Genomic DNA, 16,914 nt, shown 5'->3' with positions numbered 1-16,914 from the left:
GTATATCACCGGGATAGGGTCAGAGTTTCCCGCACGGTAGCTTGTGAATTGGCTTTCGTCTATCTCTATGCTTTCCAGACGCCGGAGGTCGTAGTCGCTCTTTTTCAGAAGCTCAATCAGGAATGTATGTGTACCCGTAGCAAACCAGTAGCTTCTGAACTCCATTGCATCCATTGCATTCAGCAGGCTGAAAGGATTGTATACCCCCTGCATGGTATGATTGAAACGGTAACCATCGTACATGTTCTTCATCCTTGCACAAAGATTCTCCACAGTCGTGTTCTCCTTTTGGGCAAACTCAACAAGTTCTTGCGGAAAGTTCTCCTGCAGTTCCCCGGGAGTTATTCCACACAGATTTCCGTATCTTGCATCCTGGCTTATGTCCTTCAGATGGTTCAGGTCGCTGAACACACTGACCTGTCCGAATTTAGTCACACCTGTCAGGAAAACGAATTTCAAATATGCGTCTGTACTTTTCAGTACACCGTAAAACGCTTTCAGAATGGCACGGTATTCCTGTTGCAGAGGTTCGTTGTGTATGCTTTGCAACAGAGGCTTGTCATATTCGTCCACAAGAACTACAACAGGGGAACCTGTGGTTTGATACGCCCTATGGATAATGCCATAAAAACGGTCGGACAGTGTCTGTTCACGTGTGTCCCTTCCATACTTGTCTTCCCATGCATTCAGGTGTCGTTCCAATACAGTCTTTATATCCGAAGGTTCAGAATAAGTTTCTGCATTCAAATCAATATGCAGCACCGGATATACCTTCCACTCTCTTTCCTCTTTCTCTATATCTAGCCCTTCAAAAAGCTCACGTTTCCCCTTGAAGTAAGCCTCCAGTGTCGACACAAGCAGGCTTTTCCCGAATCGTCGCGGGCGACTTAGAAAATATGCAGAGCCTTCCTGCACCATCTTGTAGATATATTCCGTCTTGTCTATATAAACATATCCGTTGATGCGGATTTTTTCAAAACTCTGTATTCCGATGGGATATTTCATGCGCAACCGTTTTTAATTGATGGATATAACCGACTCTCTCTCCTCACTTTATGCAAATTTAATATAAAGCAGTTGAAATACAAAATTGTCTCACCTTTAATTATGTCTTATCCTGAAAATATTGTGCCTAAAATGCGGACGATGTAGCTAAAGCTCTTTCATCCTCCACCGGTACATATTTGGGATGATTGCTGAACCCTATATTCCGCAGCTTCCCTTCCTGCACGAGCCGTTTCAGTATCTGTGCGGCTCTGGTCCTGTTTATGCGGAATCTCTGCTCCACGATGCTGCGGGTTATACTCTCGTTCTCCTTGAAATAATCTGTCAGAGAAGCTTCAATCTCCGCATCGGAAATCCTGGACGAGTGGAATCCCCTCGATTTTACCCTAGGCTTGAGCGCCTCCTTCACCATGTCCACAAATTCGGGCAGAGGCCTGATGTTCACCGATTTCAGAACCACATTCTTGCCGTTCTCCAGTCCGTCCACAACACCGCTTTCCGTGCCCAGTGTTATTTCAAACTGGCAGATACCGTCCAGCACCACGATGTTTCCCGCGCCCAGCTCTCCCGAGATGGCATCCTGTAGTGCGGTTATGGTAGCGTAAATGTCGGTCGGAGTAAGTGTGGTGTACTTCGAAAGCCTGTTCGCCATCGACTTGGTGGAAATCTTCTGACGCCTGCAAATCCTGATATGGTATTTCGATTTTGAGTTGTCGCTCTTGCTGTTGGGGTTTTCATAGAAATCATATTCAATTTTGTCCATAAGGTCTTATGTTATAATAAATTTGACAAGAAAAGGCTTGAAATCTGCGTCGTACAACTGGAGTTTGAAGCACTGCAAACTATAGTGTTACGCACGTCAAACTATAGTTTTACGCTCTGCGCACTCTAGTTTTACGCCGTGGATGACGGCATGTCGCAATCCTAATCTGCATACATCCATATTCCGACACCCGTCCGCCGTCCCGCAAATGTATCCCAAAAACCGAATATAACCTAGAAAAACAACTTTAAAATATGTATACTATATAAGTGTTAAAACTATGTTTTGCAACATTAACCTTGCAAATGTGTTACACAAGTATAAATATTTCATTATTACGGATTTTTTTCTCTAATTATTAATCGCATTAAAATAAAATGTTGTATTTTTGTGTCGCCAAAAAGGAAATAAATATATCTAAAATAATAACCAATTTAATTCATTAGAACAATGGCAAATTTAGATCTTACCAAATACGGTATCCAGGGTACCGTAGAAATCTTGCACAATCCTTCATACGAAGTATTGTTTGCTGAAGAAACAAAAGCCGGTTTGGAAGGCTATGAAAAAGGTCAGGTAACTGAACTTGGTGCAGTAAACGTTATGACTGGTATCTACACTGGTCGTTCTCCTAAAGATAAATTCTTGGTAAAAGACGCTACAAGTGAAAACACTGTATGGTGGACTTCAGAAGAATATAAAAACGACAACAAGCCTGTAACTACAGAAGCTTGGAATGTATTGAAAGAACTTGCTGCTAAAGAATTGTCAAACAAGAAACTTTATGTTGTTGATGGTTTCTGCGGTGCTAACGAAGGTACTCGTCTGAAAGTTCGTTTCATCATGGAAGTTGCATGGCAGGCTCACTTCGTAACTAACATGTTCATCCGCCCAACAGCTGAAGAACTTGAATCATTCGAACCTGACTTCATCGTTTACAACGCTTCTAAGGCTAAAGTTGAAAACTACAAAGAACTTGGCTTGAACTCTGAAACAGCTGTTGTATTCAACTTGACTACTAAGGAACAGGTTATCCTTAACACTTGGTACGGTGGTGAAATGAAGAAAGGTATGTTCTCTATGATGAACTACTTCAACCCACTTCGTGGTGTTGCTTCTATGCACTGTTCTGCTAACACTAACATGGACGAAACTGAATCAGCTATCTTCTTCGGATTGTCTGGTACAGGTAAGACTACTCTTTCTACTGACCCAAAACGTAAACTTATCGGTGACGACGAACACGGATGGGACAACGAAGGTGTATTCAACTACGAAGGCGGTTGCTACGCTAAGGTTATCAACCTTGACAAGGAATCAGAACCAGATATCTACAACGCTATCAAGCGTAACGCTCTTCTTGAAAACGTTACAGTTGATGCTAACGGTAAGATTAACTTCGCTGATAAGAGCGTAACAGAAAACACTCGTGTTTCTTACCCAATCAACCACATCGAAAACATCGTTAAGCCGGTTTCTAAGGGTCCTCACGCTAAGCAGGTAATCTTCTTGTCAGCTGACGCATTCGGTGTATTGCCTCCAGTATCTATCCTTAACCCAGCTCAGGCTCAGTACTACTTCCTGTCAGGATTTACTGCTAAGTTGGCTGGTACAGAACGTGGTATCACTGAACCGACTCCAACATTCTCTGCATGTTTCGGCGCTGCATTCTTGAGTTTGCACCCAACTAAATATGCTGAAGAACTTGTTAAGAAGATGGAAATGACTGGTGCTAAGGCATACTTGGTTAACACTGGATGGAACGGTACAGGTAAGCGTATCTCTATCAAAGATACTCGTGGTATCATCGATGCTATCCTTGACGGTTCTATCGACAAGGCTCCTACTAAGACTATCCCATTCTTCGACTTCGTAGTTCCTACAGAATTGCCGGGTGTAGATCCTAAGATCCTTGATCCACGCGATACTTACGAATGCGCTTGCCAGTGGGAAGAAAAAGCTAAAGACTTGGCTGGACGTTTCATCAAGAACTTCGCTAAGTTCACAGGAAACGAAGCAGGTAAGGCTCTTGTAGCAGCTGGTCCAAAATTGTAATTTCCCCCATATACATTTTTTAATTATAACAGAGCGGCTCCAAATTGCTGGGGTCGCTCTCTTTTGTTTATCGGTTGTAGTGCTCTGTTAGAGCTCTATTAGGGTTTTCAATAAGTTTTGCTTATATGTATATACTATATGAAAGTGTTACAAAATATTGTAATGATTTTTCATCTACCATTAAAAAAGGTTAATATTACATAGTTTTCTACTCACTAAAGATTGATTTCTCAAATAAAGTATATACATTTGCTCAGTAGAAATCATATTTATATGGTTTTTATAAAGTTTGTAAATTCTTTTACCGCTGTTGTTCATCCGGAGACGCGGAGGTGAATGAATGGTCAAACGGTTCTTTGAAATAGGTATTAATGTGAAAGGTGAAAAAGCATGGATACTAGGGATAGATGATAAGGTATTGTTGTCGGGGCGACAACTTACATCACTCGCAATCATTGCTACAGAGCCTTCTGGGGCATGTTTCATGGGCTTGCAATACCGTATCGTTGTCTTTTTATGTCCCTTGTGTGTCCCTTGTACTAAACTTTATTTTCATTACCTCCTGTTTCTGTATATTTGGTTTATAACGGATTGAATTATAACTATTTAATTCTTTTAATTTATAAATTAAAATTTTTTTTATCATGAGAAAAAAGTATTTAAGTGCACTTCTGTTCGGAGCCCTTTTGGTTACTTCGGCAGGAACTTTTACGTCTTGTAAGGACTATGATGATGATATCAAGAACTTGCAGGAACAGGTCGATGGAATTAAGACCTCATTGGAAGAATTACAGACGCTAGTGAAGGCTGGAACTGTAATAACAAAAGTTGAAACTATTACAGATGGTAATGGCGGTATTAAGATTACTACAAGTGATGGTAAAACTTACGATGTCCTTAATGGTGCTAATGGTACAGCAGGTAAAGATGCTGATGTTTGGACTATTGGCTCTGATGGTTACTGGTATAAGAATGATAATAAAACAGAATACAAGGCTGTTGGTACTAATGGTACTAATGGTACTAATGGTACAAATGGTAAATATTACGTTCCTAACACAGAAACAGGATATTTTGATATCTATCAAGATGGTAAACTTGTAGAGTCTACAGAAATCAGCTGGAAAGCAGCTGGTGTTACTGCTATAAAGAATGGTAATACTCTTACATTTGCTAATGTTGAGGGTGTAGAGGGCGGTAAAGTTGAAATAAAATTAGGTGAAGCTTTAGGCTCTGTAGCATTCTTGCCGGAAAGAATAAGTCAAACATTACCTTATCCTACAACTACTAAAGATTTTTATCATATAAAAGACTATATTGATGAAACTAAATATAAAACTGACAAAACTTTTATTGGACAGGCATATGATAAATCTAATGTAGTTGAAATGCTATATCGCTTAAATCCAAAAGATACATACGTAGGAGAAGATACATATGTAAGCTTTGTTAACAGAGCTGTAAGTAGAGCTACAGGTGATTTGGCATCATTGATGGAAGTACGTGATTCTGAGATCAAAAATGGTGAAGCAACTGTTAAAGCTTTAGTTAATGCGTCTAAATTAACAGACAAATCTCTCGCAGCTCTTCAGGTTGTTAGTGGTCAGGAATCTGTTGTTACTTCAGATTTTGTTCATATTACATCTAAAGCTGTTGATGTGGTAATTGCAGATACAACTGAAACAAAAGTTGGTAACGATGCTATTGAATTCTACCCAAGAAAAAAAGCTATTGTAGGTGATAAGGGTGAGACAAGTGAATTTATTAAGGAATTTGTCGCATTAGCTGCTGAAGCAAATTTTGATTTGGTTTACAACGATGCAAATGGTCTTGATTTGAAAGACAAAGTAGGTTTGTATTCTAATTTGAAAGATAATTATTTGGTAGATCTAGGATTCTATGGAATGGAATATGAGTTCGAATTACCAAACGAATATTTAGCAGATGACCAGCAGAAGACAAATCAACAGTGGTTCGTAACTTTGAATGATGGTGTTCTTAAGGTTAATAGAGAACACTTTAAAAATGAAAATAAAGAAGTTGATCCTACACCTGCAATTGGTCGTACCCCAGTTGTTAGAGTAGATGCTTTCATGGTTGATAATCACGGTGTAAGAAGAATGGTAGCTTCTTCTTATATTAAAGTCGCTATTACTAGAACTGCTGATGTTGATAAAGAAGCTATTAAAGCTGAAATATCAGGAGTAAAAGAAAAAGATTATTATACACTTAATGCTGCATACGATACACAAGTAGGTGTAATGTCATGGCAAGATGTTAATACTGAGATTTACGGTAAGACTGGATTAACAGCAAAATCATTCTGGAAATTCTATGGTGGAGCTCATGATACTTATGATGTCAAGATAGAAGCAGAAGGTGCTATCAACAACCCAATATATACAAAAATTGGTGTAGCTAATGGAACTGGAGATACATTTAAAGGTATTGAGTATAAAGTAGATCTCAATGCTGATGATCAGATTACTTCAAATGTAGAATTGTCAATCAATAATAGAATCGAGACAGAGAATACTTATACAGATGTTAATGGTAAGGGAGCTAAATATACAGTTACTATTACAATTAAGTCAGATGATAAGAAAGCATATCCAGATGTAATCTTGACACAGGAATTCTACGTTAAAGAGGATTGCAAGACATATGAATATAATCCTTTGTATTATGTAAATTCTTATGATGGCAAAGCAGGTGATTATATTGTAGTTAAGGGTCAGTTGAATGAGAATGATAAGTGGGAAATGTCAACAGCTGTTGTTGAACACTTCAAGAAAGATGCTCAGGGAGATAACATTTTTGATGGAAGTGATTACTTACCAGTTAATGTAAATTCTATTGAGTTTAATTGGGCTGTTGGAGAAACTGGCGTTACTGCTCCTGTCGGTGGAATTACTGCAAACGATAATACAGTAGCTCTTTCAAGTGAATTGACAAAACCTTATGCAAGTAAGAAAATGACATATACTACAACCCTTGCTAATGGTGAAGTGTGTGATGATTACTTATATAATATTGTATTTGTAAATCCATTCATTGCAGGCAATGCTGAAGGTGTTGAATTAACTGATGGAGTTGGTCCTAGAACAGTGGAAACTGCTGATAAAGTACTTGTATTAGATACCGAAAATGCTTATATTTGGAAGGATAAGGCATTGACTTCTAAAGCAACAAGTGTATATAAAGTTGAAGTGCCTACAATAACTTATGCTTTTGTAGAAAATAATGATTACAATACTATCATTAACAATAAGAGTGATGGTAGTGACTTGTTAGTTGATCCAAACACAGGTGTAGTTACTTGGAAGAACGAAGGTTCCTTATTACAGTCTAATTATAATTTGGAGGTTGAAGCAACAGTTAAATTTACAAAGCTGTCAGTAGTTAAGGTTAGAATCCCTGTAACACTTAAGAAACAGTAATTATTAATGTAATATTATAATGAAAAAGAGTTCGGTAGTAACCGAACTCTTTTTTATGCAAATAATTAGGAACATTCAGTAAATATTATAAAATTAGCCAACTAATTCATACACAAAGTATTGCGAATTAGTTGGCTTTTTTGTATCTTTAGGTATTCCCCCGAAAATAAGGTTTGACGGCCCAAACGGGGGAAATCCCCCAATAAAGATATGGCTAAGATACAAAATATTTCGGAAATTCACCCTACTTTGGGTTTTACAGAATTTGATATTCTGGAAAAATAACGCAAGAGTTTTAATGAGAGTGAGCTTGGCAGGCTTCATTCAGTGTTCCCTTTTGAAGTTATGGCAAAAACCATTGGGCTGTCTGAAAATCGTCTTGGACGCAGGAAGATATTCAGTCCTTCCGCAAAGATTGCCCTTATGATCCTGAAGGCCTATACCGGACTTTCTGACAGACATCTTGTGGAACATCTTAACGGCAACATACATTACCAGATGTTCTGTGGAATCATGATAGACCCGTCTTTCCCCATAACCAACTACAAGATAGTCAGCGCCATCCGTAACGAGATAGCAGCCCGTCTTTACATTGAATCCCTTCAGGAGATACTGGCCACACACTGGAAACCATATCTTGAGAATCTTCACGTGTGCATGACAGATGCCACTTGCTATAAGAGCCATATGCGTTTCCCTACAGACATGAAGCTCCTTTGGAAATGTCTTGAATGGCTTTACAGACATATCTGCCGGAATTGTAAGGAGCTTGGCATGAGACGCCCACGCAACAATCTAGTACAGGAAAAGGAAATGTTTGAAGGCCGTAAGGTCAGTGACCGTATTGTAAGTATTGACCGTCATTATGTACGTCCCATCGTAAGAGGCAAGGAAACCAAACCCGTCGAGTTCGGTGCAAAGGTTAACAACATACAGATAGACGGCATATCGTTTATCGAACACATCTCGTTCAAGGCTTTCAATGAGGGTATACGCCTGAAGAACTGTATCCGTATGCAGCAGAACCTCATGAAAGTGAGGGTGACATGTGCGGCAGGTGACTCCATATATGCCAATAATGCCAACAGAAAATATTGTACTAAATATAGTATATCCACTTCCTTCGTACGCAAATGAAGAGCTGCAAAGGATGAACACTTGAGAAAGGTTCTCAGAAGTGGGCTGTCAAGGGAAAGAACCACCAGACTTGAAGGAAGTTTCGGAATTCAAAAGCAACATTACTCACTATCAAGGATAAAGGCACGGAACATGAACACGGAAATCCTGTGGATTTTCTTCGGAATACATACAGCCAATGCAGTACTGATGATAGACAAAATCAGGAATAGAACAGCTAAAACGGCATGACATGATTTTCATAACCAAGAATCAGAAGAGGTTATCAGACTTTTTCCGGAGAGGCATGTCTTAACGGTTAGAATCAAGAGAGAAAATATGGAAAAAGTACAAGAAAAATGGCATATGGAGTTATTATGTTATATCATCTTCATATGCCATCATATATTTTAAGGACATTTACTGAATATCCCTAATCAACACATGCCTTATTAATTGATGGAGGAAGTATTATGACCGGATTTTCAGTTATTATAGTCTATCAGTTGGAAAAGACGGATAAATTTCATAGATACTTTCTTCCATCTTTTCTGACTGTCCATATATTCGATTTTCTGTTTGTCGGTATCGGATGAAAATGATACCGTTATTGGAGTTGGGCTTTTATATATATTTACCCATTCGCTATATCCAATAGTTGTACGTACTCTGGTTCTCCAATTTTTCTTTTGAGATTCTACATATAATATTTCTGTGTTCCCGGAAACAGAACTTTTCTGTGTTCCTGAATTATATGTGATTTCAATACAGTCAGGCTTATATGGCACGGATGTGGTTATTGTCATAAGGATTGTTACGGAATCCTTTGAATCAAGATAGGTGTAATCGTAACTCAAATCTTTTTTGCATATATTTGATGATTCGCCTTTCTTTATTGACATTTTTTGCGGATATACAAAATATAATAATCCTTCTGTGTGTATGCTTTGCTTGTAGAACTTTGTAATGTCCTGGGCATTGATGTAGGTAAAGCTTACCAAAAATACTAATATTGATAAAATCTTATTCATAAGGGAAAAATAAAAAAATGGAGTATATAATTTTATTATATACCCCACAATTTATAAGTCATGTCTGATTGATTATTCGCCGTAAACAATAACTTTGTATGTGCCATAGATTCCTAAAATACTCATGTTTTCTCTGTCAACATGGCTGATCTTCTTTATGCCTGCAGATTTAGCGGCTGTCTCTACTGATGCATCACCTGTAAGAACCAAACCAAGGATGTTTGTGGCAGTTGCTGTACCTACTTTAGTTCCGCATGAATTAGATGTAACGTGTCCGTCGGTTTTTACACTTGTGTACAATGTTCCCCTACCGGCAGGAGTGAAAGTCATTGAAGCACAACTTGACATTCCGAATACTACCATACCTGCCATAGCCAGTTTGATCATTTTCTTTCTCATAACAATAGTTTTTAAGTTATTAAATAATTTGTATTAAAATATTTGTTTGATTTCACTGCAAATATATGTTTTTTTATTTATGATATATTCTTGAGAAATATATTTTTTTTGCAAATAGGTAAAAATAACCAATAATAAGAGAAGAATTGAATATATTGTATATAAATATTCATTATTCATGTCTAAATACATTATGGATTTATTAAACTGTTACTAATCAAATATTTGTATTTTCGTAAATTTATTGCGATATGTAAATATTTATAAAAAAACCACTTTTAAAAATTTGGGATTCTCATTTTTTTTTACCTTTGCGATAGAAAACATTAAAGATTATAAAAATCTTTTTTTGATGTTTGAGAGATTTATAGAATGGAGAATATGAACAATTAAAAATTTTTATTATGAAAATGTTGAAAAATCTATTTTCGGTATTTTGTTTTTTATTTGCAATTAACGTTGCTTTTACAAGCTGTAGTTCTAAAGAAGATGTAGAAGAAATTTCTGATTATGCTACTCAGGTGCAGGGCGTTTATACAGGAAAGCTTTATGTGGACAATACTGTAATTGAAGATCCTTACTACATAACTATTGCCAGAATTTCATCGACTGTAGTGACTGTAGCAGCAGAATTTTATGATGACGGTATGGAAAATTATAATGTGGAATATTCCAATGATCAGTATTATTTGAAGAGCGATACTTCTTCCGGAATAACAATAACAATAAACGGTAAGAATATTACAATCAATTTCTTGAATGATGCTGGAACAATGACTTCCTTCTACGGGAAAAAAGACTAAATAATTTTATTTATATTGCAATAGGGAGTTTATATGCTCCCTTTTTTTGTCTACGTTTATGAATGCTATCAAGTGTTTTATTATCCTGTTTCTCACAATAATAATTGGTTGTAAAGATGAAACAACTGTGGAAGAAGTGTATCTTAATTTTTCTACAGAGTATTTGTCTTTTGATTCAAAAGGTGGAGAAAAGCAAGTTGATGTGTACAGTAATTCGGATTGGAAAATTGCTTCGGAAGTTCCGGAATGGATTTCTGTAAATAAAATTGCTTCGGATGATGACAAATCAATCCTTATGTTTGAACTGACTGAAAATACTTCTGATAAATCAAGGGTATGCCAGATGTATTTTGAGTATCCTTCTGGTGGAAATGTCATAAATATAACACAATCTGGAAATGAATTTCTTCAATTCTCTGAAAAAGAAAATTTATCTCTGAACGAGAATGACACTGTAATTTCGCTTAATATACTTAAGAATGTTCCATATATAGTTGATATAAATAGTGATGCAGATTGGATAGATATTGATGGGTATAGTCAGTCGTCAGAGAGTCAGATGGCAAAAGAATTCACTGATAAGCAGATAGTTCTTAATATATCGGAAAATAGAACCGGTAATGTGCGTAGTGCTTATATAGTTATATTTAATAAGAAGTTTAATCTGTCTGATACAATAAGCATTAATCAGATTAGCGGTGAGAAACTGTATTATACTGACGGAGAATATTTCGTAATTCAAAAAGCGAAAATAAATAATCCTGTGAACTTGTTTATAATGGGTGACGGATTTACAGTTGATGATATGAGTATTGGAGGTAAATATGAAGAGATAATGAAACAGTCAATGGAATATTTCTTCTCGATAGAACCATATTCCAGCTATAGGGATTATTTTTCTGTGTATTCTGTTGTTGCTGAGTCAGAGACTGATGTAGTAGGAGGAGGTAAGACTAAATTTCAAACAAGATTCGGCACCGGTACGGCTATTAGCTGTAATGATGACATGGTGTTCGAGTATGTGAAAAATGTTAAGTATATTGATGAAGATAAACCTGTTACGGTGATTGTCCCCTTGAACATTGACAAATATGCAGGTACGGCCTATATGTACGGAAATGGTAATTCCATTGCACTGTGTCCTATGAGTACTGAATTGCCGCCTTATGATTTTGAGGGTATTATCCATCATGAGGCAGGGGGGCATGCGTTTGGACTTTTATGCGATGAGTATGTATATTATGATAAAGAAATGCCGCAAAGCCGGGTTAAGGAAATAAAGGAATGGCAGGAATTGGGATTCTATCATAATCTGGATTTCACTGACAATCTTGAAATAATAAGATGGAAAGATTTTGTCGGACATGCAAAATACTCTGATGTGGGAGCATTCGAAGGTGGATATGAATATCAATATGGAGTGTGGAGACCGGAAGAAAACAGCTGTATGAATAATAATATACCTTATTTTAATGTACAAAGCAGATGGAGTATCGTCAAGAGAATTATGACTATATCGGGTACAGACTTCTCTATTTCTGATTTTATGGAAAATGATGTCGTAAACAAACCTGCCGGCTCAAGAAGTGAAAATATGCCGGAAAATTTTATTCCTCTGGGAGAACCGGTGATGATTAAAAATATGAAATAACTATTCTATGAAATATATCAGACAAATGATTTTTATTAATTATTAAAACTATGCAAGACATGAGAAAGTTTAATTTGTTTTAGGGATTATTGCTTGTTGTGGCATTATGGCTCTTAATTCATGTGCCAAAGCAGAGATTGACGAAAATGACCCGGATAACGAGAATCCGGACATTGAGCAGAAAGACAATTTTGTATCATTCAGTGCTGAAATCAATGCACCTTCCAGAGCTACGGACACAAAGTTCGATATTCAGGACAATATTGGTGTTTTTGCAGTAAAATCAAACGGAAATGACAATAAGGGGATTATCTTAAGTTCCGGAAATTATGCAGACAATGTGAAGTATACTTATAATGGCTCAAGGTTTACATCTTCTAATGGTATAGAGATTGATGAAGACGGAACCCAATATTATTATCATGCGGTATATCCATATACTGCAGATGCTAGTGATAATTTTATGTTCAGTATTAAACAAGATCAGACAGGAAAGAATTATACCCTTAGTGATTTGTGTACAGCACATACATCTGCCACTTCCTCAAAACTTGTTGATTTGAAATTCAGACATAGATTATCTAAGCTTATAGTTAATTTGGAAGGTGGCAACTGGCCTAGCGGCAACTATACTTTGAAACTGAACAGCGTTTACACTAATGCGTCTGTTGATCTTAATGCGATGAACTTCACATACGGCAATAAAAAAGGTGAAGTAATTATGGCAGCAAACGGTAATATGAGTTATAAGGTTGTTCTTCCTCCACAGATATTGGCAAAAGATAACTTTGCAACATTATCTATTGGAAGTAAAGACTATCCTGTTACACTTAGTAATTCTCTTAACATGAAATCCGGTATGCAGTATGAGATTTCACTGACATACAATAATGATGCCGTTACAGTTGAGTTTACAGGTGATATTTATCCTTGGGGTGAGGAAGATGACAGATTTGAAGATGTAGTGCCTGATGATATACGCGAAGAACTTGACGATTGGATTCCTATATATTCAGGAGTTAATCCACCGATAGTGGAAGGTACTTATTTTATTGATCCATTCGAAACTGTTTATTGTGAGGATGGTGAATACGAACCTGGCTTTATTGTAGAGTCATATATTATCAAATTCAGCAATCAGAATACTTCTAACAATACCGTAGATTATAACGAAAGGAATGAGGAGGGTGACGCTGTAGGAGCAGGAAATGGAGCCTTCATCAGCGGTTCAGGAAATAACTTCACTGCTTTCTTCAATGTTACTGGTTCAACTTATGGCATAAGTACAAAAACAGCCTTGGTTGTTTCAGGAACAAAATCAAGTAGTGGAATTTCAAACTTGTACTATGCGTTTATATTGGTAGAGAAAGGCTATGACCCTGAAAATAAATTGATGGAGGAAGGTGTATTCAGAGTTTTCAAAGATAAGGACGGACTATCAGTAAATACATCATGGACAAGAAGCAGAAGCTCTAATATAGAGGTTAACAGCAGAAATTACTATTCAGTATTTAGCAATATGAAATAATCAGAACCATTAAAATACGGTTTTATATGAAACTTTACAGAATTCTAGGTTTAATGCCTGTCTTAGGTTTCTGCGCGTGTTCCGAAGTTGACCAGCCTGAACACTCACCGGAGTATATAAGTTTCAGTCCCGCTGTCAACGGATCAAGAGCCACAGATACCACTTTTGACAGAAACGACAAAATAAGCGTTTTTGCTGAAATCGACAACGGATATAATACCTCCGGCAGCATTGGCAGTAACCCTTATGCACATAATGTACCTTACTCATACAACGGTAGCAAATTCACGGCTATGAGTGAAGGAATTGAGCTGAAAGATAAAAATGACAAATTGTTTTATTATGCAGTCTATCCATACAGCTCTGATATGCAAACAGACTTTACATTCCGGTGCAAACAGGATCAAAGCGATTACACTGATTATACACTCAGCGATTTGATGGTGGCATATAATGATGAATCTACAAGCAGCCAGTCAGTCAGCTTGAAATTTATTCATATACTATCTAAAGCTGTTGTTAATCTTGAATATTCTGGTATTGAAGTGTATCGTGTAACCCTTACGGACGTGAATTATGCTGCGAATCTTAATATTGAAGAGAATACTGTTTCCACGTTGACCACAAAAGGCGACGTGGTGATGTGTTCAAACGGTAATAAGTCTTATAAAGCGGTAATACCACATCAAACCATAAAGAAAGGCGCCGCTTTTGCAATTATAGAAACAAACGTTGGTAATTACCGTGTTACGGCATCTAACGATATAGGATTAGGCCTTGCGAAACTAAAGAATATATATGTCAGTATAGATGACACCAGAAGCGGTAATTCCAGAACTTGCAGTGCTTATACAAAATAAAATAATTAGTCCCGAATCGGATGTGAATCATTATGATTCTTTTCCATTCGGGACTAATAATATCAGCTATTTTTCTATTTCAATAATCTATGCAATGAACTTTATTCCTTTATATGTGTACTGCGATTTAATTGTTCCATCAGGCGAGTAAATAATGATAGTAACATCATAAGTTCCGCCAACAGTCAAATCAGGAGTGATATTGAACTGAATAATAAATGATTGTGTGATTGCTCCTGTAACCGGCAATTCACTCAAGCTAATGTTGAAATCTCCGGTAGTCTTTAAGATTTGTCCACCTGTGTAAGTAGAGAACAAAGTCGGATCTTCATCGTATAACCAACTCTGATATTTATGAGGATCATCATAGCTACTATATACAGTATAAATCACTCCTCTAGATGCATCCCAGTTATAATGTTCTGAATCTTCTTTTACAGACAATACAGACCATGGAGCTTTTCCTCCCGGCTGATTAGGTTCATCTGTAAAATATACATAGAAACGGTTGGCACCATCGCGAAAGGCGAAATTCTCATCTGCAAAATGCAACATGATACCTCCACATTCTCCACCGGCATTATTATAAGCAGCGGCTTTTGCTTCAAGTTGTTGCCAATCAGCAGGTGGTGTTGTCATATTTTTACCAAAATGTTGAGTTCGTGACGTTCCATAACCTTGGTTCAAATAATCAGATAAAGTAGTTACATCAGTAATGTTTATTGCTCCATTTATATTCCAATGGTCAATTCCCACGCATCCGAACTTTACATCCATTGTTTGCGACAACTCATTAGACCATCTGATAATTTCATCGGCTACTTTATTGGCTTCTTGTGACATACTGCCAGAATTATCTACAAGAAATATTACATCAGCTTTTGCTTTAGATACCGGAGAGTTTGAACGTGAGCGTGAAGCCACTTCATTACCGTTTATTACTTTTATTCCTTTCTGTATCCCGTTAATTTCTACCCATACATTTTGGTTAGTTGCGCCTGTCCCATATAATTCTAGCCACTTGCCATTAGTTTGAATTCCGGCGAGATTAAAACGTCCTATTCTTGAATTTTCAGGGTCTACAGACAATGCAGAAATACTGGTAGGCATTATGAACGTTTCATCCCCTGCATTAATTGTAGGAGGAACCCCAGCCTGTGCATCAGAAGGAATCCCTGTAGGTTCACCGGTAGTAAGCTGAATGGTTTCACCGTTAATTACAAGTGTCAGGATACCGGTATTCGGGTCATAACGCACATCGTCAAACCATGAATCACCATTTGAACCTGCTGCACCGTCATTTCCATCCTCACCATCTTCACCATCTTCACCATCTTCACCATCTTCACCTACAGCCTTAACCGGATTTCCATTTTCGTCTAATACTTCTGTATATGTTAATCCGTTATCGTAACTAATCATCCAGTAACCAGTTGCACTTACCTTTAGACGAGGAGTAACGGCATCTTCTCCCGTAACAGGGATTTTGTTTCCATATTCATCGGTAAGCCAAGTTTGCTGACCGTCTATGGTCTGAGTCCAGTAATAATTACCGTCAGTATCTTTGTCAATTCCTATAACAGGCGCATCCTTTCCTGCGTTACCATCCTCACCATCCTCACCATCTGCAATAGTTGCAGTAGTTCCGTCACTGAATTCAATAATGTAGCCATCAGCAGTTTCGGTTACTTTGGTTACATATACATTGCCCTCTAACGCATTGACAATAAGACTGATTGAGTTAATGTTCGAATTCATTTTAGTCAATTGACTTTCGATGCTTGTCAGACGATCATCCAAGTCATTAACTCTGTCCCAAAGTTCACTGTCGTCATACTTACACGATACGGCACTGATTATCATCAGCAACCATAAAAAAGAAAATTTTAGTTTCATTGATTTAAGTATTTTGGTTAATAACTTCTTGGATACAAAACTAATGATTATTTTGAATTATAGGCCAAAAATATAAGAATTTATTCGTGTTTTATGTAAATATTTTACAATATAACAAATTAATATGATATTTTTTGTTGTATTGTAAAAAGTATTTATGACACTTTGTACCTACTGATAATATTTATTTCTCTTTTAATGTGAGATACCAAGCTTCACCAAGTTTTATTGGATTAAAAACCAAATTAATGGTGTTAGGAATATTATTGATATTAAATTCGATTTTATATTTTAAATAATTATTGTATTGAGAATTAAACTTTAATCTAACAAGATTACAAGACTTAATTGGATATTTAGTTAAAGT

At 36.9% G+C, this 16,914-nt stretch carries 11 protein-coding genes and 2 pseudogenes; 7 read left to right on the top strand and 6 right to left on the bottom strand.

Annotation, left to right across the window (positions count from 1 at the left end; all coding sequences use genetic code 11):
- Both I6E24_RS11525 and I6E24_RS11520 read right to left on the bottom strand, forming a co-directional pair.
- Positions 1 to 1,005: ATP-binding protein (locus I6E24_RS11525; RefSeq protein WP_235328694.1), on the bottom strand; the 1,005-nt coding region annotated here is incomplete at its 3' end.
- A 127-nt stretch (positions 1,006 to 1,132) separates the two neighbouring features.
- Positions 1,133 to 1,768, bottom strand: coding sequence for an HU family DNA-binding protein (locus I6E24_RS11520; RefSeq protein ID WP_235328693.1), 636 nt, complete (start codon positions 1,766 to 1,768; stop codon positions 1,133 to 1,135).
- Between the two features lie 450 nt (positions 1,769 to 2,218).
- On the opposite strand from I6E24_RS11520, the gene pckA reads away from it, so the two are divergent.
- The 3 genes and pseudogenes from pckA to I6E24_RS11505 all read left to right on the top strand — a co-directional run bounded on the left by pckA (position 2,219) and on the right by I6E24_RS11505 (position 8,631).
- Positions 2,219 to 3,823 carry a phosphoenolpyruvate carboxykinase (ATP) gene (gene pckA, locus I6E24_RS11515; protein ID WP_235328692.1) on the top strand — a complete coding sequence of 535 codons (1,605 nt, stop codon included), beginning with the start codon at positions 2,219 to 2,221 and terminating at the stop codon, positions 3,821 to 3,823.
- Positions 3,824 to 4,467: 644 nt separating this feature from the next.
- Positions 4,468 to 7,263, top strand: a complete 2,796-nt coding sequence (locus tag I6E24_RS11510; protein WP_235328691.1) for a PL29 family lyase N-terminal domain-containing protein — start codon at positions 4,468 to 4,470, stop codon at positions 7,261 to 7,263.
- 210 nt (positions 7,264 to 7,473) lie between these two features.
- Positions 7,474 to 8,631: pseudogene (locus I6E24_RS11505) on the top strand (transposase).
- A 233-nt stretch (positions 8,632 to 8,864) separates the two neighbouring features.
- On the opposite strand, the gene I6E24_RS11500 reads toward I6E24_RS11505, so the two are convergent.
- Together I6E24_RS11500 and I6E24_RS11495 are read right to left on the bottom strand one after the other, a co-directional pair.
- Positions 8,865 to 9,410 carry a hypothetical protein gene (locus I6E24_RS11500; protein WP_235328690.1) on the bottom strand — a complete coding sequence of 182 codons (546 nt, stop codon included), beginning with the start codon at positions 9,408 to 9,410 and terminating at the stop codon, positions 8,865 to 8,867.
- Positions 9,411 to 9,482: 72 nt separating this feature from the next.
- Positions 9,483 to 9,809: a TRL-like family protein gene (locus tag I6E24_RS11495; RefSeq protein ID WP_235328689.1), complete on the bottom strand. Its 327-nt coding sequence runs from the start codon at positions 9,807 to 9,809 to the stop codon at positions 9,483 to 9,485.
- Between the two features lie 404 nt (positions 9,810 to 10,213).
- Here I6E24_RS11495 and I6E24_RS11490 point away from each other — a divergent pair, with 404 nt between their 5' ends.
- The 4 genes from I6E24_RS11490 to I6E24_RS11475 all read left to right on the top strand — a co-directional run bounded on the left by I6E24_RS11490 (position 10,214) and on the right by I6E24_RS11475 (position 14,651).
- Positions 10,214 to 10,612, top strand: a complete 399-nt coding sequence (locus I6E24_RS11490) for a type IV secretion protein Rhs (RefSeq protein WP_235328688.1) — start codon at positions 10,214 to 10,216, stop codon at positions 10,610 to 10,612.
- A gap of 58 nt (positions 10,613 to 10,670) precedes the next feature.
- On the top strand, positions 10,671 to 12,263 hold the full coding sequence (locus I6E24_RS11485) for a M64 family metallopeptidase (protein WP_235328687.1): 1,593 nt from the start codon (positions 10,671 to 10,673) through the stop codon (positions 12,261 to 12,263).
- Positions 12,264 to 12,369: 106 nt separating this feature from the next.
- Complete coding sequence (locus I6E24_RS11480) at positions 12,370 to 13,791, top strand: fimbrillin family protein (RefSeq protein WP_235328686.1); 1,422 nt, start codon at positions 12,370 to 12,372, stop codon at positions 13,789 to 13,791.
- A 26-nt stretch (positions 13,792 to 13,817) separates the two neighbouring features.
- On the top strand, positions 13,818 to 14,651 hold the full coding sequence (locus tag I6E24_RS11475) for a fimbrillin family protein (protein WP_235328684.1): 834 nt from the start codon (positions 13,818 to 13,820) through the stop codon (positions 14,649 to 14,651).
- A gap of 87 nt (positions 14,652 to 14,738) precedes the next feature.
- Here the strand turns inward: I6E24_RS11475 and I6E24_RS11470 are convergent, their stop codons facing one another.
- Together I6E24_RS11470 and I6E24_RS11465 are read right to left on the bottom strand one after the other, a co-directional pair.
- Positions 14,739 to 16,547, bottom strand: coding sequence for a PL29 family lyase N-terminal domain-containing protein (locus I6E24_RS11470; RefSeq protein WP_235328683.1), 1,809 nt, complete (start codon positions 16,545 to 16,547; stop codon positions 14,739 to 14,741).
- Positions 16,548 to 16,731: 184 nt separating this feature from the next.
- Positions 16,732 to 16,914 (bottom strand): annotated as a pseudogene (locus tag I6E24_RS11465) (hypothetical protein); the annotation flags it as partial.

This window comes from Bacteroides caecigallinarum (assembly GCF_021530995.1).
Classification (GTDB): domain Bacteria; phylum Bacteroidota; class Bacteroidia; order Bacteroidales; family Bacteroidaceae; genus Phocaeicola; species Phocaeicola faecigallinarum.
Note: the sequence above shows the minus strand (reverse complement) of the source record. Positions and strands in the feature narration are given on the sequence as shown.

What these genes read in the sequence shown, in the direction of transcription:
- I6E24_RS11510 (WP_235328691.1), top strand. Translation starts at nt 4,468, where the DNA reads ATGAGAAAAAAGTATTTAAGTGCACTTCTGTTCGGAGCCCTTTTGGTT.
- I6E24_RS11480 (WP_235328686.1), top strand. Translation starts at nt 12,370, where the DNA reads ATGGCTCTTAATTCATGTGCCAAAGCAGAGATTGACGAAAATGACCCG.
- I6E24_RS11495 (WP_235328689.1), bottom strand. Translation starts at nt 9,809, where the DNA reads ATGAGAAAGAAAATGATCAAACTGGCTATGGCAGGTATGGTAGTATTC.
- I6E24_RS11490 (WP_235328688.1), top strand. Translation starts at nt 10,214, where the DNA reads ATGAAAATGTTGAAAAATCTATTTTCGGTATTTTGTTTTTTATTTGCA.
- I6E24_RS11475 (WP_235328684.1), top strand. Translation starts at nt 13,818, where the DNA reads ATGAAACTTTACAGAATTCTAGGTTTAATGCCTGTCTTAGGTTTCTGC.
- I6E24_RS11470 (WP_235328683.1), bottom strand. Translation starts at nt 16,547, where the DNA reads ATGAAACTAAAATTTTCTTTTTTATGGTTGCTGATGATAATCAGTGCC.
- I6E24_RS11520 (WP_235328693.1), bottom strand. Translation starts at nt 1,768, where the DNA reads ATGGACAAAATTGAATATGATTTCTATGAAAACCCCAACAGCAAGAGC.
- pckA (WP_235328692.1), top strand. Translation starts at nt 2,219, where the DNA reads ATGGCAAATTTAGATCTTACCAAATACGGTATCCAGGGTACCGTAGAA.
- I6E24_RS11485 (WP_235328687.1), top strand. Translation starts at nt 10,671, where the DNA reads ATGAATGCTATCAAGTGTTTTATTATCCTGTTTCTCACAATAATAATT.
- I6E24_RS11500 (WP_235328690.1), bottom strand. Translation starts at nt 9,410, where the DNA reads ATGAATAAGATTTTATCAATATTAGTATTTTTGGTAAGCTTTACCTAC.